General features: G+C 55.8%; 24 protein-coding genes. 11 read left to right on the top strand and 13 right to left on the bottom strand.

The window, feature by feature from the left end:
* Nucleotides 1–10: 10 nt before the first annotated feature.
* Nucleotides 11–217 (bottom strand): SlyX family protein, encoded by a 207-nt coding sequence (locus tag EP166_RS01555; RefSeq protein ID WP_127555053.1) that lies wholly within the window; start codon nucleotides 215–217, stop codon nucleotides 11–13.
* Between the two features lie 256 nt (nucleotides 218–473).
* Between EP166_RS01555 and EP166_RS21595 the strand changes: the two genes are divergently transcribed.
* Nucleotides 474–935 (top strand): cold-shock protein, encoded by a 462-nt coding sequence (locus EP166_RS21595; RefSeq protein ID WP_127555054.1) that lies wholly within the window; start codon nucleotides 474–476, stop codon nucleotides 933–935.
* A gap of 56 nt (nucleotides 936–991) precedes the next feature.
* Here the strand turns inward: EP166_RS21595 and EP166_RS01565 are convergent, their stop codons facing one another.
* Entirely contained in the window at nucleotides 992–1,390 is a 399-nt protein-coding gene (locus tag EP166_RS01565) for a hypothetical protein (protein WP_127555055.1), read from the bottom strand.
* Nucleotides 1,368–1,673 carry a hypothetical protein gene (locus tag EP166_RS01570; protein WP_127555056.1) on the bottom strand — a complete coding sequence of 102 codons (306 nt, stop codon included), beginning with the start codon at nucleotides 1,671–1,673 and terminating at the stop codon, nucleotides 1,368–1,370. Before EP166_RS01570 ends, EP166_RS01565 begins: the two co-directional genes overlap by 23 nt.
* Nucleotides 1,674–1,772: 99 nt before the next feature.
* Here EP166_RS01570 and dapE point away from each other — a divergent pair, with 99 nt between their 5' ends.
* Nucleotides 1,773–2,918: a succinyl-diaminopimelate desuccinylase gene (gene dapE, locus EP166_RS01575; RefSeq protein WP_127555057.1), complete on the top strand. Its 1,146-nt coding sequence runs from the start codon at nucleotides 1,773–1,775 to the stop codon at nucleotides 2,916–2,918.
* On the opposite strand, the gene EP166_RS01580 is transcribed toward dapE, so the two are convergent.
* Nucleotides 2,881–3,306, bottom strand: coding sequence for a DUF2721 domain-containing protein (locus EP166_RS01580; RefSeq protein WP_127555058.1), 426 nt, complete (start codon nucleotides 3,304–3,306; stop codon nucleotides 2,881–2,883). The genes dapE and EP166_RS01580 overlap by 38 nt on opposite strands.
* A gap of 87 nt (nucleotides 3,307–3,393) precedes the next feature.
* Here EP166_RS01580 and EP166_RS01585 point away from each other — a divergent pair, with 87 nt between their 5' ends.
* Together EP166_RS01585 and EP166_RS01590 are read left to right on the top strand one after the other, a co-directional pair.
* Nucleotides 3,394–3,831: a tellurite resistance TerB family protein gene (locus EP166_RS01585; protein WP_127555059.1), complete on the top strand. Its 438-nt coding sequence runs from the start codon at nucleotides 3,394–3,396 to the stop codon at nucleotides 3,829–3,831.
* Between the two features lie 208 nt (nucleotides 3,832–4,039).
* Nucleotides 4,040–5,236 (top strand): D-alanyl-D-alanine carboxypeptidase family protein, encoded by a 1,197-nt coding sequence (locus EP166_RS01590; RefSeq protein ID WP_127555060.1) that lies wholly within the window; start codon nucleotides 4,040–4,042, stop codon nucleotides 5,234–5,236.
* A 166-nt stretch (nucleotides 5,237–5,402) separates the two neighbouring features.
* On the opposite strand, the gene EP166_RS01595 is transcribed toward EP166_RS01590, so the two are convergent.
* The 6 genes from EP166_RS01595 to EP166_RS01620 form a co-directional block, all read right to left on the bottom strand.
* Nucleotides 5,403–6,755 (bottom strand): class II 3-deoxy-7-phosphoheptulonate synthase, encoded by a 1,353-nt coding sequence (locus tag EP166_RS01595; protein WP_127555061.1) that lies wholly within the window; start codon nucleotides 6,753–6,755, stop codon nucleotides 5,403–5,405.
* A 183-nt stretch (nucleotides 6,756–6,938) separates the two neighbouring features.
* On the bottom strand, nucleotides 6,939–9,992 hold the full coding sequence (gene ydiJ / locus EP166_RS01600) for a D-2-hydroxyglutarate dehydrogenase YdiJ (protein WP_127555062.1): 3,054 nt from the start codon (nucleotides 9,990–9,992) through the stop codon (nucleotides 6,939–6,941).
* Nucleotides 9,993–10,219: 227 nt separating this feature from the next.
* The gene (locus EP166_RS01605; protein ID WP_127555063.1) at nucleotides 10,220–10,639 is read right to left on the bottom strand and encodes a CBS domain-containing protein; all 420 of its coding nucleotides are present in this window, start codon (nucleotides 10,637–10,639) and stop codon (nucleotides 10,220–10,222) included.
* Nucleotides 10,640–10,763: 124 nt separating this feature from the next.
* Nucleotides 10,764–12,488 carry a proline--tRNA ligase gene (locus EP166_RS01610; RefSeq protein ID WP_127555064.1) on the bottom strand — a complete coding sequence of 575 codons (1,725 nt, stop codon included), beginning with the start codon at nucleotides 12,486–12,488 and terminating at the stop codon, nucleotides 10,764–10,766.
* A 533-nt stretch (nucleotides 12,489–13,021) separates the two neighbouring features.
* Nucleotides 13,022–13,441 (bottom strand): VOC family protein, encoded by a 420-nt coding sequence (locus EP166_RS01615; RefSeq protein WP_127555065.1) that lies wholly within the window; start codon nucleotides 13,439–13,441, stop codon nucleotides 13,022–13,024.
* A gap of 2 nt (nucleotides 13,442–13,443) precedes the next feature.
* Entirely contained in the window at nucleotides 13,444–14,559 is a 1,116-nt protein-coding gene (locus EP166_RS01620) for a GNAT family N-acetyltransferase (RefSeq protein ID WP_127555066.1), read from the bottom strand.
* Nucleotides 14,560–14,671: 112 nt separating this feature from the next.
* Between EP166_RS01620 and EP166_RS01625 the strand changes: the two genes are divergently transcribed.
* The 7 genes from EP166_RS01625 (at nucleotide 14,672) to hppD (ending at nucleotide 21,686) form a co-directional block, all read left to right on the top strand.
* On the top strand, nucleotides 14,672–15,109 hold the full coding sequence (locus EP166_RS01625; protein WP_127555067.1) for an HIT domain-containing protein: 438 nt from the start codon (nucleotides 14,672–14,674) through the stop codon (nucleotides 15,107–15,109).
* A 90-nt stretch (nucleotides 15,110–15,199) separates the two neighbouring features.
* A complete protein-coding gene (locus tag EP166_RS01630; RefSeq protein ID WP_127555068.1) occupies nucleotides 15,200–15,739 on the top strand; it encodes a phosphatase PAP2 family protein in 540 nt (179 codons plus the stop codon).
* Nucleotides 15,739–16,791: an MJ1255/VC2487 family glycosyltransferase gene (locus EP166_RS01635; RefSeq protein WP_127555069.1), complete on the top strand. Its 1,053-nt coding sequence runs from the start codon at nucleotides 15,739–15,741 to the stop codon at nucleotides 16,789–16,791. Before EP166_RS01630 ends, EP166_RS01635 begins: the two co-directional genes overlap by 1 nt.
* Nucleotides 16,792–16,996: 205 nt before the next feature.
* On the top strand, nucleotides 16,997–17,824 hold the full coding sequence (gene phhA, locus EP166_RS01640; RefSeq protein ID WP_342775602.1) for a phenylalanine 4-monooxygenase: 828 nt from the start codon (nucleotides 16,997–16,999) through the stop codon (nucleotides 17,822–17,824).
* Between the two features lie 136 nt (nucleotides 17,825–17,960).
* Nucleotides 17,961–18,293 carry a 4a-hydroxytetrahydrobiopterin dehydratase gene (locus EP166_RS01645; RefSeq protein WP_127555071.1) on the top strand — a complete coding sequence of 111 codons (333 nt, stop codon included), beginning with the start codon at nucleotides 17,961–17,963 and terminating at the stop codon, nucleotides 18,291–18,293.
* Nucleotides 18,294–18,441: 148 nt separating this feature from the next.
* The gene (tyrR, locus tag EP166_RS01650; protein ID WP_127555072.1) at nucleotides 18,442–20,001 is read left to right on the top strand and encodes a transcriptional regulator TyrR; all 1,560 of its coding nucleotides are present in this window, start codon (nucleotides 18,442–18,444) and stop codon (nucleotides 19,999–20,001) included.
* Between the two features lie 596 nt (nucleotides 20,002–20,597).
* A complete protein-coding gene (hppD, locus tag EP166_RS01655) occupies nucleotides 20,598–21,686 on the top strand; it encodes a 4-hydroxyphenylpyruvate dioxygenase (RefSeq protein ID WP_127555073.1) in 1,089 nt (362 codons plus the stop codon).
* 78 nt (nucleotides 21,687–21,764) lie between these two features.
* Here hppD and EP166_RS01660 read toward each other — a convergent pair whose 3' ends face one another.
* The 3 genes from EP166_RS01660 to EP166_RS01670 form a co-directional block, all read right to left on the bottom strand.
* On the bottom strand, nucleotides 21,765–22,484 hold the full coding sequence (locus EP166_RS01660; protein WP_127555074.1) for an RNA methyltransferase: 720 nt from the start codon (nucleotides 22,482–22,484) through the stop codon (nucleotides 21,765–21,767).
* Between the two features lie 76 nt (nucleotides 22,485–22,560).
* Entirely contained in the window at nucleotides 22,561–22,977 is a 417-nt protein-coding gene (locus EP166_RS01665; protein WP_127555075.1) for a DUF4864 domain-containing protein, read from the bottom strand.
* A gap of 322 nt (nucleotides 22,978–23,299) precedes the next feature.
* A complete protein-coding gene (locus EP166_RS01670) occupies nucleotides 23,300–24,544 on the bottom strand; it encodes an HlyC/CorC family transporter (RefSeq protein ID WP_220432509.1) in 1,245 nt (414 codons plus the stop codon).
* Nucleotides 24,545–24,586: the final 42 nt, after the last annotated feature.

Consider the following 24,586-nt stretch of genomic DNA (forward strand, 5'->3'; position numbering starts at 1 on the left):
TACCCGGCACTCAGTAATGTGGCGGCGGCTGGTCGACAATGTCGGGTGACAGGCCGTCTTTGAGGTCCCGATGTTCCGCAGCCAGGCGTTGCAAGGCGAGCTCTAGGCGGGTCAGTCGTTGTTGCTGATCGGCGATGACCTGGTTCAACTGGTCAATCGTGTCGTCCTGGTGGGTTAAACGTATTTCCAGGTCTGTCAGGCGGTCTTGCTGGCTCATAATCGTGGTCCGGGGCTGGTTTTTGGCGTGATTTTTGGCATTATGACGGGCTTTGCGGTGACAGATCACGGGCTTTTGTGTGCCCGGGGTATCGAGCAGGAAGCCCAGTCACGGCGGTTTTGCACTGGAACCTGCCTGGGTAGCCATTGCCATCAGTTTGGTGCCAGGTGTTGATAGAAGTAATGTACTTATAATAACAGCGTATCCAGGGATTGAGCGTAAAAATGACAACAATTCGAACAGTTGAGTGGTAATTATGAACGCAAGAATATTTTTGATTCGTGCCGGCGTGGCGCTGCTGGTAGCCCTTCCGGCACCGGTTATTCTGGCCGCTGCCCTGGTTCTGTCTGGTGTCGGTGGCGGCATGACCCTGGCCGAACTGACCGATAGCCAGATCAGTGGGGCAGAGTGGTCGGCTTTTGCAGCGGTGTTGGTTGTGGTGTGTGTGTTGGCCCTTCTGGCGCAATATATGGCTCAGCCGTTGTTGGGACAAGCCGAAAAAGACGATCGCGAAGAAGGCATCGTCAAGTGGTTTAATGTGAGCAAAGGGTTTGGTTTTATTACTCGGGATAATCAGGAAGACGTCTTTGTGCATTTCCGGTCCATTCGCGGACGCGGCCACCGTTCACTGCAGGAAGGTCAGCGCGTGAAGTTTGGTGTGGTAGAGAGTACAAAAGGTTTGCAGGCTGAAGATGTTACTGTGGTTCGACAACGATAAATCGCGGCATTCAGGCACAAAAAAGGCGGGTTAAACCCGCCTTTTTTGTGCCTGTTTTATGCCTGGCCGGTTTTCCAGGTAATGGCGGCTTCTGTGCCATCTGGCATGATTTGCACCCAGGCATCGGGATCGTCAGATTCCGTCCAGCCGCCGGCGGCGATGCGGGTTTCCTGATTGAAATGTTTGCTGGCGGCGCGGGCACAGGCTGCGTCGTCAGACCAGGGAAGGTGACTGCTGTTCAACCACAGGCTGGTGAACCGACCAACCACCCGTTCGAGCACCAGAATGGAAAATGACTGGCCGTGCCAGTAGCCGGTCATCGCTGCGGCATTTTTGGGCATTCCCGGCTGACGTTCGGCTGCTTCAACATTGTCCAGATGTTCTGCAAGCCAGCTTTTTAGAACGTCGGCGGAGGTGCTCGCAATGTATATTTCAATGTCGGTCGCTTCGGTCATGCGAAGGCTCCAGTAAGAAAAGCAGTATGCGTAACAGGCTGATGGCCAGATACCCCATCAGCGCGAAAAAGGAACCCAGCCCCACTAAAAACAGGCCGAGCAGCGTTGTAAGTTCCTGCTGCAGGCTGGGCGTGAGCATGGCGTCTGCCATCAATATCACCATAAGGCCAGCACAAAATACAAAGCCACCCGTGGTAAAGCGTTTCAACGCGACCTCAGGTTCGGGCGTTCGGGCTTGCAGCCAATGATACCATCGGGTTCGCCGGGAAGGTGGAGCTGTCATTGCTGAGTGCGGTACTCCCAGGGTTGAACGGGCCGGTTAACGCCCGGGTCATTTACCCGTATCATACGCGCCATCATTCTATTCGTAAAAAGGTCGTCTATGTCCTCTGCAACGCTGACTCTGGCAAAAGAACTGATTTCACGCGACTCGGTAACCCCCGACGACAAGGGGTGTCAGGCGATAATGGCCGAACGATTGGCAGCCGTTGGGTTCGTGAACGAGTCAATGCGGTTCGAAGACGTCGATAACCTGTGGTCGGTACATGGTGACGGCCAGCCGTTGCTGGTGTTTGCGGGCCACACCGATGTTGTACCGACCGGCGAGGCTGCTAATTGGACCTTTCCGCCGTTTGAACCAACAGAGCATGATGGCATGCTGTACGGTCGCGGCGCGGCCGACATGAAAGGCAGTCTGGCCGCGATGGTCGTCGCTGCCGAGCGGTTTGCAGCGCGTCATCCCGCGCATCATGGTCGGCTGGCGTTTCTGATCACCTCGGATGAAGAGGGCGATGCCTATAACGGCACCGTCCGGGTTGTCGAAACCCTGACCGAACGGGGAGAGCAGATTGACTGGGCGGTGGTTGGTGAGCCGTCCAGCACGGCTGTGGTGGGCGATACCATTAAAAACGGCCGGCGTGGTTCCATGCTGGGGTATTTGACGGTAAAGGGTGTTCAGGGGCATGTAGCTTACCCGCACCTGGCCAAGAACCCGGTGCATTTGGTGGCCCCGGCGATTGCCGCGCTGAGCACTGAAGTCTGGGACCAGGGCAATGACTATTTTCCGGCGACCAGCTTTCAGATTTCCAACATCAAATCCGGTACCGGCGCCACCAATGTGATTCCGGGTGATGCCGAGATCATGTTCAGCTTCCGGTTCAGCACGGAAGTCACGGTCGAGCAATTGCAGCAACGTACCCGGGCACTGCTCGATCAGCAGGGGTTCGACTATGACCTGCGGTTTGAAGTAAAAGGGCACCCGTTCCTGACCGACCGGGGTGCTTTGGTTCAAGCCGCAACCGCAGCCGTTGAACAGGTGCAGGGGTTTGCCACCGAGTTATCGACGGCTGGTGGCACGTCGGACGGGCGCTTTATTGCCCCGACCGGCGCGCAAGTGGTTGAACTCGGCCCGGTCAACGCAACCATTCATAAGGTGAACGAATGCGTATCCATGGCCGATCTGGATACTCTAACAGACCTGTATCTGGCGATTATGGAGAATTTGCTGACGGACCCGGCTGCGTCGTAGCGGCAGGGTCCTGCAGACCTTTAAGCTGCAGTTGCAGTGCCTGGCCACTGATCTGTACCTCGTATAGGCTGAAACCCAGTGATGCCACCAGCAACACCAGTGAGGCCGCAAACAGCACGGTGCCGGGGCCAGGTAACTGCAAAAACAGCAGCAGCATCGACAGAACGCAAAAGATGAACGCAATGATGCCCAGTACCTGCATGCGCCGAATGGCGATGATCCGGACTTTCAGATGCAGGATTTGTTCGCGCAAATCCCGGTCCGGATGTTCCGCATTTTGCTTGTAGAGGGATCGAATCAGCTGGGCAATGACCAGAAAACGATTGGTGTAGGCCAGTAACAACAGGGAAATGGCCGGAAACAGTAAAGCCGGTGTGGTCAGATTCATCTGCTTGCTAGACTCCCGTGTAAGCAGTTCCAATGCGATGGCCGGAGGCCACCGGCCAGAAACGTGAATAATGACAAAGAGGTCGCTATGTTATCTAAAATCATGGCCTGGTTTGATACTCCCGAAGAGCCGATTCCCGAATTGACCGTGGAAGAAGCCATAACCGTCCTGATGGTCGAGATCATGATGTCCGATCACGACCCGGACGACCGTGAACAGGCGGCCATCATTGACCAGTTGATGGAACGCACCGGAGAGCCGCGCGATGACATACAGGCCCTGGTTACCCGGGCCCGGCAGACCCACGCAGACAGTCACGATCTGTATCAGTTTACCAAGTTACTGAATGAGCAGTTGAGCGTCGATGAAAAAATGGATCTTATGGTCGATCTATGGCGCACGGCTCTGGCCGATGGGGTGATCGACAAGCACGAAGATCACATGATCCGGCGTTTGGCAGATCTCCTGTATTTGCACCATAGCCACTTTATCAGGGCGAAGCACTTGGCTATGGAGGTAGATTGACCCCACAACAGACAAATTATTGACACCCCGACCCCGGTTTCGAATCAAGTATTTAATTTATTACTTCAATAGGTAGCGGTGCGTTGCAAATGGCGCAAAGGCAACCGATACTGCGCTGTGACCGGAGTCTCATACTAAAGATTAGAGTGCCCCGGCCGCCATCAAGCATGGTTAATGTGCCTGATACATCATTTTCTGGAGTACATGCGTGAATCGAAGACAATTCCTGTACCAGACGCTGTCTGCATCGGCAGTGTTAGTTGGAACAGGCTATGCCTCCGTTGACATGATACGGCGTTCGTCCAAGGTTTGGGGTCCGACCGAGGCCGAGCAGGCAAAAGCTGCAGTAGAACAGGCTCTGAAAGGAGCTCCCCTGGTTGATGAAGCGGTGTCACACAGTGCGACACCCTTTGCGGCGGCGCCTGATCGTGAGGGGCTCAGCTATGCCCAGCCGGCGAGGGCCATGCAATCGATGGGCCCACGCTATGAAACACCGAATGAGGCTACCGGCCTGAAAGTACCATCCTCGTCCGAGGCAGTAGCGGCTGTGTCACCACCACCGGCCATTGCAGACACCCTGACCCCCGACTTCGCCACCATGACGCCCGCACAGCAAGAAGTGCCGGTGTTGGATGAAACCGCCGCAGCGGTTGAAGCCCCGGTATACGTTGCTGAAGTGGAAGACGAAGCAGAGCGCGTGCGACAGAAAGTCGAGCATTTCGAATACGACTTCTCGGATGACGTCCTGATGACAGACACCGAATATACCACCCTGGTGTCGGCACTGGAGCGTTTAAATCGGGTTCAGTCCTATGTCGGTCATGGCCATTTCAATGTGTTGTCGTTCGATGACATGCTGCGTTATGCCCGTTATCAGCCACGTATTGGCGATTTTACAACGGCAGAACTCGATTACCTGGAAAAACTCTTTTACGACGACGTCTCACGCCTGGGCTTTTTTGGTGAGCGGGTGATTTCCGATCTGACACACAGTTACGCAGAAAATGACATTTCCAAGATTCCCGGCAGCGGGCACTATTTGCTGCGCGGCGACTCGGAAGCCTTCTACGATAAAGTTCGTGAGAAAGTAGGGGATACGCTGTTGTTGACCAGCGGCGTGCGCGGTGTGGTCAAGCAATATCACCTGTTTATGGCTAAAGCAGTACAGGCGGAGGGGAATTTGTCACGTGCCTCTCGCTCTCTGGCACCCCCGGGCCATTCCTATCATGCCATTGGCGACTTTGACGTAGGCCGGGTCAACGGTGGGCTCAGTAATTTCACCGCCGATTTCGCCCAGACGGATGAATTCAAGAGACTCCAGGATCTGGGTTTCGTTAAGATTCGCTACACTACCGACAATGAGTACGGCGTGCGCTATGAACCTTGGCATATTCGGGTTGTTTGAGACACAAGACATGTTAAAGAAAGCGGGCTGAGCCCGCTTTTTTTGTGTCTGAGACAGGGGCTATTTTGAGTCACGAGCCCGCGTCAGTTACCGGGTAGGTCTAGCCGGCAGCAGACACTCTGTCTTGGGTCACAACGTTTTCCGCTTGAACCCGAAGCTAATGGCTTTATCCCTTTCTTGCCTGCTTAACAGCATCAGCAATCAGAAATGACAGTTCCAGGGCCTGGTCGGCATTCAGCCTTGGGTCGCAGTGGCTGTGGTAGCGTTCTGCCAGGTCGTGCTCGGTAATCTCGAAAGCACCGCCAATGCACTCGGTTACGTTGCGGCCGGTCATTTCAAAGTGAACCCCGCCGGCGTGTGTGCCTTCGGCCCGGTGAATCTGGAAGAAGTCTTTTACCTCAGACAGAATCGAATCAACGGCGCGCGTTTTGTACCCGTTGCCAGTTTTGGTGGTGTTGCCGTGCATCGGGTCACTGCTCCAGACCACGTGGCGACCTTCCGCTTTTACTCGCTGTAACAGGGCGGGAAAATGGTCGGCGATTTTGTCGGCGCCCATACGCACGATCAGGTTCAGTCGGCCTGGTTCATTGTTTGGGTTGAGAATATCGATCAGGCGGATCAGGTCTTCCGGGTCTGTGCTGGGGCCTGCTTTCAACCCGAGCGGGTTGTGGATGCCACGGCAGAATTCGACGTGGGCGCTGTCGAGCTGTCGGGTGCGGTCGCCGATCCAGAGCATGTGAGCTGAGCAATCGTACCAGTCGCCAGTCAGGCTGTCCTGACGGGTCAGGGCCTGTTCGTAGGGCAGCAACAGCGCTTCGTGAGACGTGAAAAACTGGGTCTCGCGGATCTGCGGCGTGTTGTCCGGGGAGATCCCACAGGCGCTCATGAACGCCAGGGTGTCGTCGATCATGTCGGCCAGATGCTGGTACCGTTCGCCCTGAGGGCTCTTGTCGACAAAACTCAGGTTCCACTGGTGCACCTGGTGCAGGTCGGCGAGACCACCCTGGGCGAATGCGCGCAGCAGGTTCAGGGTTGAGGATGACTGGTGGTAGGCCTTCAGCATTCTCGCCGGGTCGGGAACGCGGCTGGCTTCGTCGAAATCGATGCCGTTGATGATGTCGCCGCGGTAGGACGGCAGGGTGACGCCGCCGATGGTTTCATCATCGGCCGAGCGTGGCTTGGCAAACTGGCCGGCCATGCGGCCGATTTTGACCACCGGGCTTTGCCCGCCAAAGGTCAGCACAACCGCCATTTGCAGCAGCACTTTAAAGGTGTCGCGAATCTGGTTCGAATTGAACTCCTTGAAGCTTTCCGCGCAATCACCGCCTTGCAGTAAAAACGCATCACCCTTAGCGACGCGTGCCAATTGCTTTTTAAGGGCACGGGCCTCGCCAGCAAACACCAGCGGGGGCTGGTGGGCGAGTTCGGACTCAACGGCGTTCAATGCCTCCTGGTCCGGGTAGGTGGGCAGTTGGCGTATGGTTTTTTGGCGCCAGGATTCGGGGCTCCAGGATGTCATGAGGTGTCCTTTGATTCAGTTCCGGGTTAGGTTCGCGGGTGAGGTTTCAGCATAACCTGATGGATGCAGTTTTCACGTCATGGCATTTTATGCGATCGATTCACGATTGCTATTGATGATTCGGCAATGCTGGTATGCGCCGACGTTGTTCTGGTAATGATCGCCCCGTTTCCGGGGAGACCATCAGCCTGTAAATCGTCCGGCCAGATACTGCAGTGGGTGCTTCAGCGTAACACCCTGCTGACGTTGTGCCTGGCTTCGACAGGAATAGCCGGTTGCTACCCATTGGTCGGCGGGCTGATTTTCCAGCAGGGGGCGCCAGGAAAGGTCATAAATTGTGGCTGAAGTGCCTTTGTTGCGGGTTTCGTGGCCATAGGTTCCGGCCATGCCGCAGCAGCCCACGGCTTCATGCTCAAGCGTTAGCCCCAGGGCAGAAAAAACCGATTGCCAGTCTTTCATGCTGGCCGCAGCGTTTGTTTTTTCCGTGCAATGGCCAAGCAATTTGACCGTACCCGGTTTAAACCGGCTTTGCAGTGATTCCAATTGTGCCAGTCGTTGGCCCAAAAATTCCTGCAACAACAGCACGGGCGTTACGTCGCCTTCCAGGTACTTTTTGTATTCCGACCGGTAAGCGAGGGTCATTGACGGGTCGATACCGACCAGTGGAATGCCGCTTTTTTCCAGCTCTGCAAAATCTCTCTGGCGCCGCTTGGCCACCCAGGTAAAGGTCTTTAAAAAGCCGTGAACGTGCAGGGGCTTGCCGTTGGCCCGGTAGGGCATGACCCAGACTCGGAAACCCAGTTGCTGCAGGCAGCGTAGAATATCGGCCACGGTATCGGTATCGAAAAAGCTGGAGAAGGCATCCTGTACGATCACCACAGACCGCTTGCGTTCGGCCGCTGGCAACCCCTGAAGAATGTCAGCCTCGGCCCAGTCGATGCCCAACTTGTGCATCAGGCTGCCCAGCTGATGACGGTGGATGCGCGGGCTGTCGACCATGCCCGCTCCATGTTCCAGAAACCACTGAACCGGCCTTGTCGCCATCAAGCCATTGTAGACCCATTTGAAGGGGCGCTTTGCCAGCCAGGGAATGACGAATTCCAGGGTGCCAATGAAGTAATCCTTCAGTGGACGCAGATATCGACCGTAATACAGGTGCAGAAACTTGGCACGGAACTCCGGCACATCGACTTTGATCGGGCACTGACCGGTGCAGGATTTGCAGGCCAGGCAGCCAGACATCGACTCGTAGACTTCGTTACTGAAGTCGTAATCACCCCGTTCCCGGCGCCAGGTATTCCAGGCGCGTGGTAGCCAGTGCAACAGTGGCGCACGACGCGCTTCCGCTGCAGCCAGACTCTGGGTGTTTTGCCCCTGTTCGCCCAGCAGTCGTGTCCACTCGCGTACCAGAGAGGCACGCCCTTTGGGCGAATGCTTGCGCTCACGGGTGCCTTTCCAGGAGGGGCACATGGCGTCGTTGGGGTCGTAGTTGTAGCAGGCACCGTTACCGTTGCAGTACATAGCCTCCGACTGATAAGACCAGCTTTCTACCGGGATGGTGCGGTCGTAGTCGCCGCGTAGGGTCACTGCATCAATCGCCAGTAACTTAAGCTCAGGTGCTGTCGTGGCAATTTTGCCGGGATTGAGCTGGTTATGCGGGTCGAAGGCGCGTTTGATCGCCTGCAATTCCGGGTAGAGATCGCCAAAGAAGGCCGGTGCAAACTCGGATCGCACGCCCTTGCCATGCTCACCCCAGAGCAGGCCGCCGTATTGTTGAACCAGCTCAACGACAGCATCCGTCACCCGGCGCACCGTTTTGACCTGCTCCGGGTCTTTCATGTCCAGCGCTGGCCGTACGTGCAAGACACCGGCATCAACATGGCCGAACATGCCGTAGGTCAGGCCTTCGTCGTCGAGGACCTTGCGGAACGCCATGATGAAGTCGGCCAGGTTTTCGGGAGGTACTGCCGTATCTTCCACAAAAGGTACAGGCCTTGCCTCGCCCTGGGCATTGCCCAGCAACCCAACAGACTTCTTGCGCATGCCCCAGATTTGATTGACTGCTTTGTTGCCCCAGGCTACTGAGTAGCCGTTGCACTTGCCAGGCTGCCCCTGCAAGGCATCGAGGGAGTCGGTCAGGCGTTTTACGCCAGCCTCCAGGGTGGCATCGTCGTCGGCCGTAAATTCGACCAAGTTGATGCCATTGACGATTTCGCCCTCGGCCGACGGGAAATACTCGGCCACGGTGTTCCAGACGATGTCGCCCTTGGCCAACTCCAGCACGCGGCTGTCGACCGTTTCGATGGACGTAGGCTGAGCCTGCATCAATGTCTGTGCATCTCGCAGTGAGGTTTCAAAGCTGTCATAGCGCACGTTGACCAGTGCAGACACCTTGGGAATGCGCAGTACATTCAGCCGGGCCTCGACAATAAAGCCGAGGGTTCCCTCCGAGCCGCATAGAATATTATTCAGGTTGAATTGGCCCTGGTCATCACGAATATGGGCCAGGTCGTAGCCGGTCAAACAGCGGTTCAGTTTTGGAAAGCGGGCTTCGATGTCTTGCTGGCGACGTTGATGGATATCGTCGACCGTCTTGTGAATTTGCCCGGCCAGGCCCGGCTGTGCTTTCGCGTCAGCGAGGCCGTCTTCGTCCAGCGGTCCGGTTTCCAGCAAAGTGCCATCCAGAAGCACGGTACTCAAACTCAGCACGTGATCCCGGGTTTTGCCATACATGACCGAACCCTGACCACTGGCATCGGTATTGATCATGCCGCCAATGGTGGCCCGGTTACTGGTCGACAGCTCCGGTGCGAAAAACAGGCCGTGGGGCTTCAGCGCAGCGTTCAACTGGTCTTTAACCGCGCCGCCTTCGACCCGCACCCAGCCTTCTTCCGCGTTGATTTCCAGAATCCGGTTCATATGGCGTGACAGGTCGACCACGATGCCATCGGTTAGCGACTGGCCATTGGTGCCGGTACCGCCGCCGCGCGGGCTGATAACGATACTGTGCCAGTCGGGCTGGCTGAGCAGTCGGGTCAGGCGCTGCAGATCTTCGCGATGGCGCGGATAGATCACGGCCTGAGGCAACACCTGATAAATGGAGTTGTCGGTCGCCAGTACGGTGCGATTGGCGTAATCCGGGTTCAGTTCACCCTCAAACCCGGTTTTGCGAAGGGCATCGATAAACGCAAGGTAATGGCTCTGGACCGGTGAAACATCTTTCAGGCGTGGAATCATGAACTGGGACACTTGGCGACAACGACGGGGGGTATTCTAACGAAATACCCGCCAAATTCGAGGTCAGTTGACGCTAGGGTGTAAATTGAGGGTGGTTAACGTTGCTAGGGGAGCACGGGTCTGAAACTCAAGTATCAGAGTTCGGCTTGCCTTTGAGGCACCCCCGGCCCCCGCCGCTTGTCATTGCAGCGAACTCTGATTCTTGAGTTTCTGGGCCAGCGGCTCCCCTAGGCCGTTTCTTTGTGCCAGGCCCGAAGCCGCAGCAGGGCGGCGAGCACATCAGTACGGGTGATTTCACCGATGAGTTTGCGGTGATCGGTGACGGGGTATTTTTTGGGTTTGTCCTGGGTCATGATCTGGGCGAGATCGATGATGCTCATCTCACCCGACATGGTGAGCACATCATGGCGCATAATGTCCGAGACTAGGGTGGTGTTTTCCCGAAAGTAGCTGTCGGTAATCAGATGCTTCAGGCAATCCTGCTCGGAAATATAGCCAACCAGATGGTGGTGCTCGTCAACCACTGCACCGCCGAGCATCTTGTTTTTCAACAATTTCTGGACGGCTTCGGTGACGGTTGCTGTTGCCGGAATAGTGACCCAAGCCGGGGTCATGCAGTCAGCAACGGTGAGGGACTCCTGCTTCATGATGGACTTCTCCTTCCAGGCTAACGGGAAGCGCAACGGCCGATGCCGGTGCGCTTCGCAGATCGGGTGCCCAGGTCAGAGACACCCGGTATTAGCTTAGTAGGCGGCCGAGCGTCTGTAAAATTCAGCGGCCCAAGCTGGTCAGGATGTGTGCGATGGCGTCTTCTTTCTTCAACACCACTTTGTCGTCGGCGCCGCGTGCCTTGTATTCCAGCTCACCATCGGCCAGGCCGCGGTCGCTGACAACGAGGCGGTGCGGAATGCCCATCAGCTCCATATCGGCGAACTTGACGCCCGGGCTGGTTTTCTTGTCACGATCATCCAGCAATACCTCGATACCGGCTGCTTGCAGGTCGGCGTAGAGTTGCTCGGCGACTTCCATTACCTCCGGTGTTTTGTGCGCATTGAGTGGCACGATGCCGACCTGGAATGGTGCCAGGGCGTTGGGCCAGATAATGCCGTTCTCATCGTGGTTTTGCTCGATGGCGGCCGCGACGATGCGGCTGACGCCGATGCCATAGCAACCCATGTTCATGATCTGGCTCTTGCCGTTCTGGTCGAGCACGGTGGCGTTCAATGCCTTGGCGTATTTTTTGCCAAGCTGAAAAATGTGGCCGACTTCAATGCCTTTCTTTATCAGCAGGGTGCCTTTGCCATCCGGGCTTGGATCGCCTTCGACCACGCTGCGCAAGTCGGCAACGGTTGGCAGGGCGACGTCGCGCTCCCAGTTGACGCCAAACCAGTGCTTGTCGTCTTCATTCGCACCGGCACCAAAATCAGACATGACGCTGACGGAGCGGTCGATGATCATCGGAATCGGCAAGCCAACCGGGCCCAGTGACCCCGGGCCAGCGCCTACGGCCGCGCGAATGGCTTCCTCACTGGCCATGGTCAACGGCGCCTTAACACCAGGCTGTTTCTCGGCCTTGATCTCGTTCAATTCGTGGTCACCGCGGACGATCAACGCGATCAGGCCACCCTCAATGTCCTCTTCCGCTTCGACGATCAGTGTTTTGATGGTCTTCTCAATGGGCAGGTTGAAGCGTGTGACCAGGTGTTCAATGGTCTTGGTGTCCGGAGTATCGACCTTGCGTAATGCTTCTGTGGCTTCGCCCCGGGGTTCCGATGGCATCAGCGCTTCGGCCATTTCGATGTTGGCGGCAAAATCGCTGCTGTCGGAAAAAGCGATGTAATCTTCACCGGAGTCGGCCAGAACCTGAAACTCATGCGAGGCTGCGCCGCCCATGGCGCCAGAGTCGGCCAGTACCGGGCGGTAGTCGAGGCCCAGGCGGTCAAACACCCGACAGTAGGTGGCGTACATGTTGTCGTATTCAGCCTGCAATGATTCCGGCTCGATGTGAAACGAGTAGGCGTCCTTCATGATGAACTCGCGGGCGCGCATGACGCCAAAGCGGGGCCGGAATTCGTCGCGAAACTTGGTCTGAATCTGATAAAAATTAACCGGCAATTGCTTGTAGCTGGTCAGTTCATTACGCGCGATGTCGGTGATGACTTCTTCGTGGGTCGGGCCGAACACAAAGTCTCGCTCATGGCGGTCTTTCATGCGCAGCATCAGGCCGTCCATGGCGTCGAAGCGGCCACTTTCCTGCCACAGTTCCGCGGGCTGGATGGAAGGCATCAGCACTTCCTGAGCCCCTGAGCGGTCCATTTCTTCGCGCACGATACGCTCTACTTTGCGCAATACCCGCAACCCTGTCGGCAACCAGGTGTACAGGCCCGAGGCCAGTTTGCGAATCATGCCGGCCCGCAGCATCAGTTTGTGGCTGACAACAACGGCATCGGCCGGGGTTTCCTTGACGGTGGCGATCAGGTACTTGCTTGCGCGCATTGGAGATCTCTGGGTTGCAATGAGTGTTGGCGGCGTATTGTAGGGACAATACGCCTGAAGGTGTAGTGGTGCCCTTATAACTCAAATTTTGGAGTTCGCGATTGGCTATGTTGCCAGTCGTCCGCACCGGCCACCAGATAGGGCTATCGAGGGTCGGGCGGAGTGCCGCCCACTCAACCCATCCATGGGGCCTGGACCGCAGGATATGAATCCCATCCATGGGATTCACCCTTCGGGCTCGCTGCGCTCATGCTAAAACGCTCCCGGCGTTTTAGTCCTTGCTGCGGACCACCCTCGATAGCCCTACCTGGCATCCGGTGCTAGTGCTTTGCGACCGAACTCCAAAATTTGAGTTATAAGTACAAGCCCAAGTTTCGGAGTTGGCACCCAACTGAGTGTCAGGTTCCGGGTGTACCTATCCGGGGAAGTCTGCAGCAGGGATGCTGCAGTCTAGGCCCCATGGACGGGTCTACGCCGGCCCCGGATAGGTACACCCGGTGCCTGACACGGACGCCTTCCGCCAAGCCGTCAGGCTACCACTCGCCCTGGTTGGGCATTGATGCCCAGGGTTCTTGGCTGGGCAGGGCGTCGCCTTTTTGCAGCAGCTCTATCGAGATGTTGTCCGGGCTGCGCACGAAGGCCATGTGGCCGTCGCGGGGCGGGCGCAGAATGGCTACGCCGTTGTCTTGCAGGTGCTGGCACAAGGCGTAGATGTCGTCGACCCGATAGGCCAAGTGGCCAAAGTTCCGGCCGCCGCCGAGTACTTCATCCGACTCCCAATTGTAGGTCAGCTCAACTTCCGGCTCGCCGGGTTCGGTGGCCAGAAATACCAGGGTGAATTTGCCGGCGGGTACGTCTTTGCGGCGAATTTCCTGCAGGCCGAGCAGGTCACAGTAGAAATGCAGTGAGGCGTCGAGGTCGGTGACGCGAATCATGGTATGCAGATACTTCAAGGTTATTCTCCGTCCGCGGTGGCTTTAAAGGGTAGGGCTTCAATCATTTGCTGGCGGTAGTTTGCCACCATCTCTGCTTCTTCGTCACAAAAGCGTTGCACCGCGTCTTTGAAGTCCGGGTGTGCCAGCCAGTGAAAGGAGTGGGTCAGCGTCGGCTCGAAGCCGCGCGCAACCTTGTGCTCGCCCTGGGTGCCCGGATCGAAACGCTGCAGGCCGTTACGAATGCAATAGTCGATGCCCTGGTAATAGCAGGTTTCAAAGTGCAGGTTGTTGTATTCGGCCAGGCACCCCCAGTAACGCCCATAGAGCGAGGTCTCGTCGCGAAAGCAGAGGGCACCCGCCACGGCTTCCTCACCCTCATAGGCCATGAAAAGCACCAGGGTTTCAGGTTGACGGGCCAGCAATTGTTCAAAAAACGCCCGGTTCAGGTAACCCTGACGGCCCCGTTTCAGATAGGTGGCGTGGTAAAACACATAAAAGCGATGCAGCGTCTCAAGGCTGATGTCGGTGCCTTCATAACAGCGCAAATTGAGGCCCTGGTCGGTAATAGAGCGACGTTCCTTACGGGTATTTTTGCGTTTACGTGAGCTGAACCGGTCCAGGAAATCGTCGAAATCCCGGTAATTCCGGTTTTTCCAGTGAAACTGGACATCACAGCGTTCTGCCCAGCCGGTTTGACGCCAGAGTTCGGCCGTTTCAGTATCCGGAAACAACAGGTGGGCACCGCTGTAAGCCTGGCCCCGAACCCTGTCTTCAATCGCGCCCGCCAGCGTAATCACCTGGCTTGCAGTCAATGGTTGGGTAGCGCGCGGTCCCTGAGAGGGGGTATAGGGAATGGCCGCCACTAGCTTTGGGTAGTAGGGCAGGCCGTGCTGCTCATAGGCATGCGCCCAGGACCAGTCAAAAACGTACTCGCCCCAGGAGTGCGTTTTAGCGTACATCGGCATCCAAAGGGGCTGGTCGCCTTCATTGAGGCTCAGATGTTCCGGCTGCCAACCCGAGTTTTCACTGCAAACGCCAGTTTGCTCAAGTGTCGATAGAAACGAAGACCGCAGGAATGGGTTGTGCTGAGTGCCGCTTGCAGCGGCCCAGTGGGCGTGCCAGGTAACGGTTGGCATAATCGGTTTCCAAAAAACGTGCGGTTATTATAGGGACAGCCAGACAGGTTCCAAGCCGACATCGCAATGCCCGGGCCGCTTAAGGTAGAATGACCGGTCGAAGGAGGACATCATGTTTGAACTGGATTATCGACTGCAAAATGATTGTGTGGAAGTAGGCTCGCTAATGGTCAGCCGCATTCTGCTGATGAAAGATGCCAATTACCCCTGGCTGATTCTGGTGCCGCAGCGTGAGGGTATCAGCGAGATCTACCAGTTGGATGTCGACGATCAGGAACAGTTGATCTGGGAAAGTTCGTTTGTGGCCGAGCGCCTGATGGCTACTTACGACGGCGATAAAATGAACATCGCAGCGCTGGGGAATGTCGTACCGCAATTGCACATTCACCATGTGATGCGCAAGCAAGACGACGCCGCTTGGCCGAACCCCGTTTGGGGCGCTGTGCCGCCCAAAGCCTACAGCCGGCATGCGTTGCGTCACCGGGTAGAGCAATTGCAAGCCGCATTTGAAACCTCCACGTTCAAGCCTGCTGAGTTGCCGCCAGCCTGACACCGCTCGGTGTCATTGAAGGTTCACGCAATTGTCAGATAGCTGACATCTGAAACTGAATAATAAGGCTCTGAACGATGGAGGTTTATTATGAAATGGTTGCAGACGATTCAGCATCTCGACATCCAGACGTTTAACTGGTGCATGGCAAGGCGTCGACGCGAGCAATTGACGGCGTTGAGCCGGGCGGTGTCCAGAACGGCCGATGGCTGGATGTACCTGTTGTTCTTTGCTTTCTACGCCCTGGTGCAACGCGATTCCGGCCTTGCCCTGGCGACGCTGGCATTCTGGGCCTATGGTGTGGAGCGCAGTATCTACTGGGTCATGAAGAACACCTGCCGACGCAATCGTCCGCAACAGGCGCTGGACGAATTCACCAGCTTTATCATTCCTTCCGACAAGTTCAGTTTTCCATCAGGGCACACGTCCGGTGCGTTCCTGTTTACGGTTCTGGCAGCCAGCCAGCTACCGGCCTTATTGCCCTTTCTGCTGCTTTGGTCGGTGGGCGTTGCCGGTTCCCGTATTTTTCTCGGCGTGCATTTCCCAACGGATACGCTGGTCGGCGCGTGCCTGGGCAGTCTGGTCGGTTATGGCATGCTTGGTTTGTTCACAACGCAGGGGTGGCTGTGATGAAGGTGTTATACGGCGTTCAGGGAACCGGTAATGGGCACATTACCCGCGCACGGGTTATGGCCGAGGCAATGGCATCGCGCGGTATCGAAGTCGACTGGGTCTTTTCAGGCCGGGAGCGCGAAAAATTGTTCGATATGGAAGGCTTTGGCGACTTCCATTGCTTTCGTGGTCTGACCTTTCAGGTCCACAACGGTAAAATTGACATGCGCCGCACCATGAACGATGCCTCCATGAGCGACTTGTGGCGGGATATTCGAACCCTGTCACCCGAACAATACGATCTGGTACTGACCGATTTTGAACCGGTGGTCGCCTGGGCAGCGCGTCGTCGCGGTGTGCCCTGTATTGGCATTGGGCATCAGTATGCCTTTGCGCATGATATTCCCAAGGCAGGGCACTCAGTGGTGGCTGAAGCGATTATGCGCTGGTTTGCGCCGGTTACGCTGGGGCTTGGCGTACACTGGCATCATTTTGACAATGAGATACTGCCGCCGATCATCGAACCGGTACCACAGCCCGAGCCCGGTGATCTGGATTCTGTACTGATCTATCTGCCGTTTGAAAACAGCCTCAACATCATCGAATTGCTGGCACCGTTAAAGCGGACCCGTTTTGTTATGCACTGTGGCGATCTCACGCCCGGGCAATACGGCAATGTAACGGTTCGGGGCTTCAGCCGCGATGGATTCAAGGTGTCTTTGCACCAGTGTGGCTCAGTAGTCTGTAACGCCGGTTTCGAGCTGACCAGCGAGGCGCTAGCTCTGGGTAAACGCATTCTGGTTAAACCCCTGCACGGCCAAATGGAGCAATCGTCCAACGCTGCTGCACTCGAGCAACTGGGTCTCGGGCAAGTAATGCCAGAATTGAGCGCCGAGACCATTGCCTATTTTCTGGCAACCGGAGAGCGGCAACTGGTGAATTACCCGAACGTGGCCGAGGCCATCGTTGACTGGTTGCAGCAGTATCCGACCCGATCGGTGGCCGACTTGGTCGCTGAACTTTGGCAGGATGTCCAATTCAGTACCCCTCAGTCTATTCAGGCGGCCTGACGCCTGTTAGGTCCACCGCCATTCCCTATTGACAGCCCCTTGCCATTACTGGCTCTGCGGGCTGTTCGTCCACCAGTGTTGACAACATCCCAGGCTGCGACCAGCAACGCCCCCATTGTTGCCCCGAGGGGTTCAGAGGTACAACAGAGGTCTCAATCATTGTCGTTGAAACGATGACTGGACCAACAGGCCAGCAGGGTTTCCGATCCCGAACACAAAAAAGATAAGGGTGAATACAATGGCAAAGGCAAGCCGCTATGTGGCGCATGAGCCCGATGCTCAGGGGCATGTGGCCTGGCAAACAGCTGAGCACGATATATGGCAACGGCTGGTCCGTCGTCAGAACAAGGCCATTCCCGGCAAGGCTTGCCAGGAGTATCTGGAGGGCCTGGAGCACCTGAACCTGCCCGAAGACCGGATACCGCAACTGGCCGACATTGATGCGGTGCTGACCAAAGCCACCGGCTGGAAGACAGCCCCGGTACCGGCACTGATCGATTTCTCCGAGTTTTTCCGGTTACTGGCTAGCCGCCAGTTTCCGGTGGCGACTTTTATTCGCTCCGAGCGGGAGCTCGATTACCTGCAGGAACCGGACATTTTTCACGAGATATTCGGCCACTGCCCGATGCTGACGCATCAGGCCTTTGCCGACTTTACCCAGCTGTACGGCGAGCTGGGCCTGAACGCCTCGAAAGAAGACCGCGTCTTCCTGGCCAGAATGTACTGGTTTACCGTCGAGTTCGGGTTGTTGCAGTCGGGTGATAGTCGGGCCATATACGGTGGCGGTATTCTGTCATCCCCGGGTGAAACCGATTATGCCTTTAACAGTGAGGTGCCCGAGCGGTTGCCGTTTGACCTGGTCTCGGTACTGCGTACTCCCTATCGCATCGACATCATGCAGCCGGTTTACTACTGTCTGGAGTCGGTAGATCAGCTCTACGACATTGCCCGCATGGATATTATGGGGGCCGTTCAGGAGGCAAAGCGACTGGGCTTGTTTGCCCCGCGGTTTGAGCAAAAGCAGGCGGTGTGAATCAAATGCGATTTGTGGCTTAGTCTCAAGTTTCGGAGTTTGCACACTGCGAGCTGCGAGCTGCGAGCTGCGGACGATAACCTCCCGGGTAACCCAAACTCCGAACTTGGGGTAGATAATCGAATGAGGAGACAGCATGACTCTCGCAACAGAACACTGTGAGGCCTGCCAGGCCGGAGCGCCCCAGGTTTCAGACGACGAACTGGCGGAATTGATTAAAGACATTCCTGACTGGCAGCCGATCACCCGTGACGGCATGTTGCAGTTACAACGCAGTTTCAAGTTTAAAACCTTCCGCGCCGCTCTGGATTTTACCAATCAGGTTGGGGAGTTGGCTGAATCCGAAGGCCATCACCCGGAAATTGTTACTGAGTGGGGTAAAACCACGGTGACCTGGTGGACCCACAAAATCAAAGGCCTGCACCGCAATGACTTTATCTGTGCGGCCAAAACCGATGCTCTGGTATAAGGAGCAGCAACAACCACGACAGGGTGCCGTGAGCGCCCCTGTTTGAGAGTTAATAACGCTGTAAAGAACAGTTGACAATAGATCGCTTCTGCGGCAGCTTAGGCCTCCGGCAAGATCACCGTACAGACGGTAGATAACGGAGAGCAGCATGCGGCTGAAAATTGAATGCGAAGAACGTCTTGGTATCTGTGCCGAGGTGCTGGATATTCTGGTGAATCACCAGATCGATTTGCGCGGTATCGAGATTGACCCCACCGGCGAGATCTACCTGAATTTCCCTACCGTTGAATTCGACGAATTTCAGCACCTAATGCCTGAGATTCGGCTGATTCCTGGCATTCACGACGTCTCGATGATCCCCTATATGCCCACCGAGCGGGAGCAGCAGGAACTGCGAACTCTGTTGAAAACCTTGCCAGAGCCAGTGATTTCAATCGACAGCAAGGGCTATGTGGTGATCGCCAACGAAGCAGCGCTGGATATCCTGCAACTGCCTGATGCCGACGTAGTCAACAAACTGCTCAAGAACTGGGTAAAGGGTTTTAATTTCACTAAATGGCTGGGCGGCAAAAAACCCGCAACTGAATCGACCCACATGCAGTTAAAAGGCCGAACGTTTCTGGCCGACATTTACCCAATTTGGCTGCCGGGTGAAGGCCCCGAAAGTGGTGAAACGCTGTTTGCAGGCGGTGTGATTACCTTTAAATCCCCAGAGCGTCTGGGCCGGCAGATGACCGCTTATCACCAGCAAACCGGTGAGTTCGAAATGCTGATTGCCGAAAGCCAGTCGATGAAGCGCGTGATCCGCCAGGCCAAGCGGATGTCAGGGCTCGATGCACCGTTGCTGATTACTGGCGAGACGGGCACGGGTAAGGAATTACTGGCCAAGTCCTGTCATCAGCACAGCCTGCGCAAAGACAAACCTTTTCTGGTACTCAACTGCGCGGCCCTGCCGGATAACGTGGCGGAGAGCGAGTTGTTTGGTTATGCAGCAGGCGCGTTTGAGGGCGCTACCCAGGCCAAAAAGGGCATTCTGGAGCTGTCGGAAGGCGGTACCGTGTTCCTGGATGAAATTGGCGATATGTCGAAGGTGCTGCAAAGCAAGTTTCTGCGTCTGTTGCAGGATGGCACCTACCGGCGGGTCGGCGACGAAAAAGAGTACCGGGCCGATGTGCGCATCATCTGTTCTACCCAGAAAGACCTGTTGAACATGGGTCATAAAGGTGAATTCCGCGAAGACCTTTATTATCGGCTGAATGTACTGACGCTGCACATTCCGCCGCTGCGGGATCGCAAGTCTGATGTGTTGCCCATGGCCGAGCGATTTATTGCCCGGTTTGCCGAACCCCAGCGGCGACGCATCAAGTTATCGAGAGCCTGCCAGAACGCACTGCAACAATACCCATGGCCCGGTAATGTCCGCCAGATGGAAAACGCCCTGCTGCGAGCGGTTTCCCTGGCCGAAGGCGACATCCTCGAGCCGGAGCATTTGCAATTGCCGAGTTTTACCAGCGGCTGGGGCTATGCCGAGGAGAATTTTGACGGCTCCCTTGACGAAGCCATGAAACGCTTCGAATCCGACCTGTTGCGGCGGCTCTATCCGGCCTACCCAAGCAGCCGACAACTGGGCAAAAAGCTTGGTGTCTCACACACTGCCATTGCCAACAAGCTGCGGGAATACGGCATCGGCAAACACGCCAAGCGATAGGCTGTGTATTGAAACTTAAGTTCCGGAGTTCAAATGGGCTACAGCGCCTTGAGCCCGCGACGAATAGCAGGGATGCCCCTGCGGGGGCGCCGTGAATACCTCGAAGCGTCGGACCGCCCTGTAGGCTTAGCTTCGGGATATGAATCCCATCCGTGGGATTCACCCTAGGGGCTCGCGACGCTCGTGCTAAAACGCTCCTGGCGTTTTAGTCCATGCCTCAGATACCCCCGCAAAAGCATCCCTGCAGTCCGTCGCTAATCTAAAGTGAACTCCGAAACTTAAGTTTAAAACTACCGGCTGCCTGTCGGTTTGCACTCTGTATTAGAAAGCGTCCATTCAGAGAGGGTGGTAGAGGCAGTATGGTTCTGTAACCTATTGATATAAATAGACTTATTGGCCTCTGTAAAAAACGTCCGCCAGACTTTACGGAATTGGCTGACACCGCACTTCAACTAACCTGATGGCACTCTCTGGCGTTCTGCCCCGGGTAGGTTCACAGTTTCTCCAGCCTAAAACAGCGCGCGCTTTCTTCGTTTCCGACAGTTGAACAGCGCTGACAATAACAACAGATTTTGTCTTAACTGGAGATACGCACCATGACCGATATGCAGGTACAAGGCACCGCCAACCCGCTGGCCACAGACGGTTTCGAATTTGTCGAATACACCGCACCCGATGCCCAGGGCATTCAGAATCTGAAAGACCTGTTTCTTGGTCTTGGTTTTGCCGAAGTGGCCAAGCACAAGAACAAGAACGTCTGGCTTTATCGCCAGGGCGATATTAATTTCGTCGTGAATGCAGAACCCAATTCGCACGCCGAAAACTTTGCACACCAGCACGGCGCCAGTGTGAATGGCATGGCCTGGCGGGTTAAAAATGCTGCTAAGGCTATGGACCAGGCCGTTGCGGCCGGTGCCAAACCCTTTACTGGAAAAATAGGCCCGATGGAACTGAACATTCCGGGTGTATTTGGTATTGGCGAAAGCACGCTTTATTTTGTCGACCGTTATGACGGCTCGTCGATTTACGACATCGATTTCGAATTTTATCCGGGCTGGGAAGAAAAAGTGGCCGAGAACAGCGTTGGTCTGGAATTTGTCGATCACCTTACGCACAACGTTCAGCGCGGCAACATGGGCGTTTGGGCCAGCTTTTATGAACGCATCGGTAATTTCCGTGAGATTCGCTACTTCGATATCGAAGGTAAATTGACCGGGCTGGTATCCAAAGCCATGACGTCTCCCTGTGGCAAGATTCGTATTCCTATCAACGAATCGAGCGACGACAAATCCCAGATCGAAGAGTACCTGCGCGAATACAAAGGCGAAGGCATTCAACACATTGCACTGGCGACGTCAGATATTTATGAGACCGTGCGAACTATGCGCGAACGCGGCATGAAATTCATGTCAACGCCGGATACCTATTACGACAAGATTGATGAGCGCGTAAAAGGCCACAAGGAACCTGTCGACCAGCTGCGTGATTTGCGCATCCTCATCGATGGTGCACCGGAAGATTCCGGTATTCTATTGCAGATTTTTACCAACACCGTTATCGGCCCGGTGTTTTTTGAAATCATTCAGCGCAAAGGCAATGAAGGCTTTGGCGAAGGGAATTTCAAGGCCTTGTTTGAATCAATCGAGGAAGATCAGATTCGCCGTGGTGTGATCAAGGGCGACTGATCAAAAGAATGACGGGCCAGAGTTCTGGCCCGATTTGCATTTTATAAGAAAGCTGAACACACAGCCAGATTCGTGTGCTCAGCTTTTATCCGCTGCTTCCTGAGCTTTGCTCAGCACCCCGCGCAACAATCGCAATTCTTTAGCCGTAGGGCGTGCCCGACGATACAGAGCCTTCAGGTGGTCTAAAGCCTGACCGGGCGCTTTGGTGTTGGTAAAACCAATCTCATCCAGCGTTTGTGCCAGGTGATCATAAAACCGGTTCAGATCCTCGTTTAACGGATAGTCTTCTTCGACTTGCAGCAGCTGGTTTTGCCGCTGACTTGCCTTAAACACTTCGTAACACACCAACTGTACCGCCTGGCTGAGATTGAGCACCGGGTAGTCCGGGTTGGCATCTATGTTCAACTGGGCATGACACTGTTGAATATCATCGTTATGCAGACCCATGCGTTCACGACCAAACACAATGGCGACCGGCGCTTGCTGCTGCAACGTAACGGCTTCTTCGGCGCATTGCTCGGCCGTGTAAGCGGGCAACCGTATGCTGCGATCACGAGCGCTGGTACCAACCACCAATACGCAATCACTGATCGCTTCTGCCAGCGAGGACACGACACGCGCGTTGTCCAGAACATCCGTTGCCTGACCGGCGCGACTGTAGGCTTCATCACTCGGAAAATCGACCGGGTTCACCAGCACCAGGTCGGACAAGCCCATATTCTTCATGGCTCGCGCCACCGCGCCAATGTTACCGGGATGCCAGGTCTGGATCAGGATAATGCGAATGTTTAAGGCCATGACGGGTAAGCGCCCCCTGGAAATAAAAGAGGCGCAGTTTACCTGAAAAGGGTGGGGAGGGTCAGGCTCTCAACGCCTAAAATGCCTGGGACTGATAAGGCGTAAGCTGCACGCCCGCAATGCGCCACTGGTCTTCACTGTTCAGGCGCATGGCGTAGTAGGCCATGTATTCGTCGCCTTCACGGTCGCGCAACCAGATCGGCTGTATCCAGGCGTCGCCCCCATCCCGCGCCTCTTCGAAGCGCATGACGGTGAAGTCGATCAGTGGGCGATAGCCTTGCTGGACCATACGATAGAAGCGATCGGGTGAGCCAAACTGGCGCTTGATGCCGGCATCGGCAAAGCCGTAGGCCGTATCAGCGTCACCATTTTGCAACGCGCCCAGTTGCTGGGTAATCAGGGGTTGAAACTGCTCCGGCGGGGTGGTGTCTTCGGCCAGGGCGGCGGTGGCCAGACCCAGGCTCATGATTGCGATTCCAAGCCAGCGTTTCATGACACACTTCCCCTCTGATCAGTATTTGTACAACTGGATACGCAGTGAAAGGATAGCTGGTTTTAAATCACGAGCACTTTATTTCTAACAGTTCTGGTGTAACCACTGGGCTAGTATCGGCTGCCGGGTAAGCTTGTACGGGGTAGTCCGCAGCAGGGACTAAAACGCCGGGAGCGTTTTAGCACGAGCGCAGCGAGCCCGGAGGGTGAGTCCCATGGAAGGGATTCATATCCTGCGGTCTAGGCTCCATGGAAGGATTGAGTGGGCGGCATTCCGCCCGACCCCGTACAAGCTTACCCGGTGGCTGATACGGATTTCTGTCTCACTTGCGCTTGGCAGGCAACTCTCGGGTTCTGGCGGCGATGACCGCGTTGTCCCGGATCTGTAGGATTTCGATCAGATAGCGGTCGATTTTGATGCTCAGGTTGGCATCGGGGATGTCTTCGATGTGTTCCAGAATCAGGCCATTTAGGGTTTTGGGGCCATCGATGGGAAGTTCCCAGCCCAGTGCGCGGTTGATTTCCCGGATGTTGGCAGTACCGTCAATTACATAAGAGCCATCCCGCTGGGGGTGAATCTCCTTGCTGCTGTTGGCGAAATCGGTCGTGAATTCACCGACGATCTCTTCCAGCAAGTCTTCCAGCGTTACCAGACCCTGAATATCGCCATATTCATCGACGACCAGGCCCATGCGCAGCTGTTGTGCCTGGAAATTCAGCAACTGAGTGTGCAGCGGCGTGTTTTCCGGCACGAAATAGGGGTCTTTGGCAGCCTTGGTCAGCATGACCTTACTCGGCTCATCGGCGTATAGGAATTCGGCAGCGTCGCGAATGTGCATAATGCCGATGACTTTGTCCAAATCGCCCTTGTAGAGCGGGAAACGCGTGTATTCGGTGCGACGGATCTGATCGGCAATGGTGTCGATGTCGTTTTCCATATCGATGCCCGACACCTCGTTACGGGGCACCATGATGTCGTTCACGCTGACGTTTTCCAGCTCCAGAATGCCGAGCAACATGTTTTGGCGCTGCGCTGGCAGGCTATCGCCAGACTCGTTCACAATGGTTTTCAATTCTTCTGCCGACAACGCTTCCTGGCCTGCATGCGAGTGACCTACGCGCATCAGCCAGAATATGGCCTTCACAATCAGATTAACCAGCCAAATGGCAGGCTTCAGAAAGACAAGAAGCGGACGCAATACATAGGAGGCAGGAAAAGCGATTTTCTCAGGGTAGCGCTGAGCCAGGGTTTTCGGGGTGACTTCGGAAAAGATCAGTACAACCAGCGTTAGCGTGACCGTAGATACGCCCAACGCCAGGTCCGGGTGTTCGGGCATCAGTCGAATTGCAATGAGAGTCGCCAGCGAGGCTGCCGCGATATTGACCAGATTATTGCCGATCAGAATGGCACTGATCAGCCGGTCGGGGGTATCGAGCAGTCGACGGGCCTGAGTGGCGCCGCGATGGCCTTCATTGGCAAGGTGTTTGAGGCGATAACGGTTCAGAGACAGCATACTGGTCTCTGAACTGGAAAAAAATGCAGAGAATAGCAGCAGCAGGCCCAGCATAAGAAACAGCAGGCCTATGGGTAGATCGTTCAAGGTGGGGAA

This window comes from Saccharospirillum alexandrii, assembly GCF_004000275.1.
In the GTDB taxonomy this organism is placed as follows: Bacteria; Pseudomonadota; Gammaproteobacteria; order Pseudomonadales; family Natronospirillaceae; genus Saccharospirillum; species Saccharospirillum alexandrii.

What these genes read in the sequence shown, in the direction of transcription:
- EP166_RS21595 (WP_127555054.1), top strand. Translation starts at nt 474, where the DNA reads ATGAACGCAAGAATATTTTTGATTCGTGCCGGCGTGGCGCTGCTGGTA.
- EP166_RS01580 (WP_127555058.1), bottom strand. Translation starts at nt 3,306, where the DNA reads ATGAATCTGACCACACCGGCTTTACTGTTTCCGGCCATTTCCCTGTTG.
- EP166_RS01630 (WP_127555068.1), top strand. Translation starts at nt 15,200, where the DNA reads ATGAAATGGTTGCAGACGATTCAGCATCTCGACATCCAGACGTTTAAC.
- EP166_RS01635 (WP_127555069.1), top strand. Translation starts at nt 15,739, where the DNA reads ATGAAGGTGTTATACGGCGTTCAGGGAACCGGTAATGGGCACATTACC.
- EP166_RS01610 (WP_127555064.1), bottom strand. Translation starts at nt 12,488, where the DNA reads ATGCGCGCAAGCAAGTACCTGATCGCCACCGTCAAGGAAACCCCGGCC.
- EP166_RS01555 (WP_127555053.1), bottom strand. Translation starts at nt 217, where the DNA reads ATGAGCCAGCAAGACCGCCTGACAGACCTGGAAATACGTTTAACCCAC.
- EP166_RS01625 (WP_127555067.1), top strand. Translation starts at nt 14,672, where the DNA reads ATGTTTGAACTGGATTATCGACTGCAAAATGATTGTGTGGAAGTAGGC.
- EP166_RS01660 (WP_127555074.1), bottom strand. Translation starts at nt 22,484, where the DNA reads ATGGCCTTAAACATTCGCATTATCCTGATCCAGACCTGGCATCCCGGT.
- ydiJ (WP_127555062.1), bottom strand. Translation starts at nt 9,992, where the DNA reads ATGATTCCACGCCTGAAAGATGTTTCACCGGTCCAGAGCCATTACCTT.
- tyrR (WP_127555072.1), top strand. Translation starts at nt 18,442, where the DNA reads ATGCGGCTGAAAATTGAATGCGAAGAACGTCTTGGTATCTGTGCCGAG.
- EP166_RS01670 (WP_220432509.1), bottom strand. Translation starts at nt 24,544, where the DNA reads ATGCTGGGCCTGCTGCTGCTATTCTCTGCATTTTTTTCCAGTTCAGAG.
- EP166_RS01595 (WP_127555061.1), bottom strand. Translation starts at nt 6,755, where the DNA reads ATGACATCCTGGAGCCCCGAATCCTGGCGCCAAAAAACCATACGCCAA.
- EP166_RS01645 (WP_127555071.1), top strand. Translation starts at nt 17,961, where the DNA reads ATGACTCTCGCAACAGAACACTGTGAGGCCTGCCAGGCCGGAGCGCCC.
- EP166_RS01585 (WP_127555059.1), top strand. Translation starts at nt 3,394, where the DNA reads ATGTTATCTAAAATCATGGCCTGGTTTGATACTCCCGAAGAGCCGATT.
- EP166_RS01665 (WP_127555075.1), bottom strand. Translation starts at nt 22,977, where the DNA reads ATGAAACGCTGGCTTGGAATCGCAATCATGAGCCTGGGTCTGGCCACC.
- dapE (WP_127555057.1), top strand. Translation starts at nt 1,773, where the DNA reads ATGTCCTCTGCAACGCTGACTCTGGCAAAAGAACTGATTTCACGCGAC.
- EP166_RS01570 (WP_127555056.1), bottom strand. Translation starts at nt 1,673, where the DNA reads ATGACAGCTCCACCTTCCCGGCGAACCCGATGGTATCATTGGCTGCAA.
- EP166_RS01605 (WP_127555063.1), bottom strand. Translation starts at nt 10,639, where the DNA reads ATGAAGCAGGAGTCCCTCACCGTTGCTGACTGCATGACCCCGGCTTGG.
- EP166_RS01620 (WP_127555066.1), bottom strand. Translation starts at nt 14,559, where the DNA reads ATGCCAACCGTTACCTGGCACGCCCACTGGGCCGCTGCAAGCGGCACT.
- EP166_RS01565 (WP_127555055.1), bottom strand. Translation starts at nt 1,390, where the DNA reads ATGACCGAAGCGACCGACATTGAAATATACATTGCGAGCACCTCCGCC.
- hppD (WP_127555073.1), top strand. Translation starts at nt 20,598, where the DNA reads ATGACCGATATGCAGGTACAAGGCACCGCCAACCCGCTGGCCACAGAC.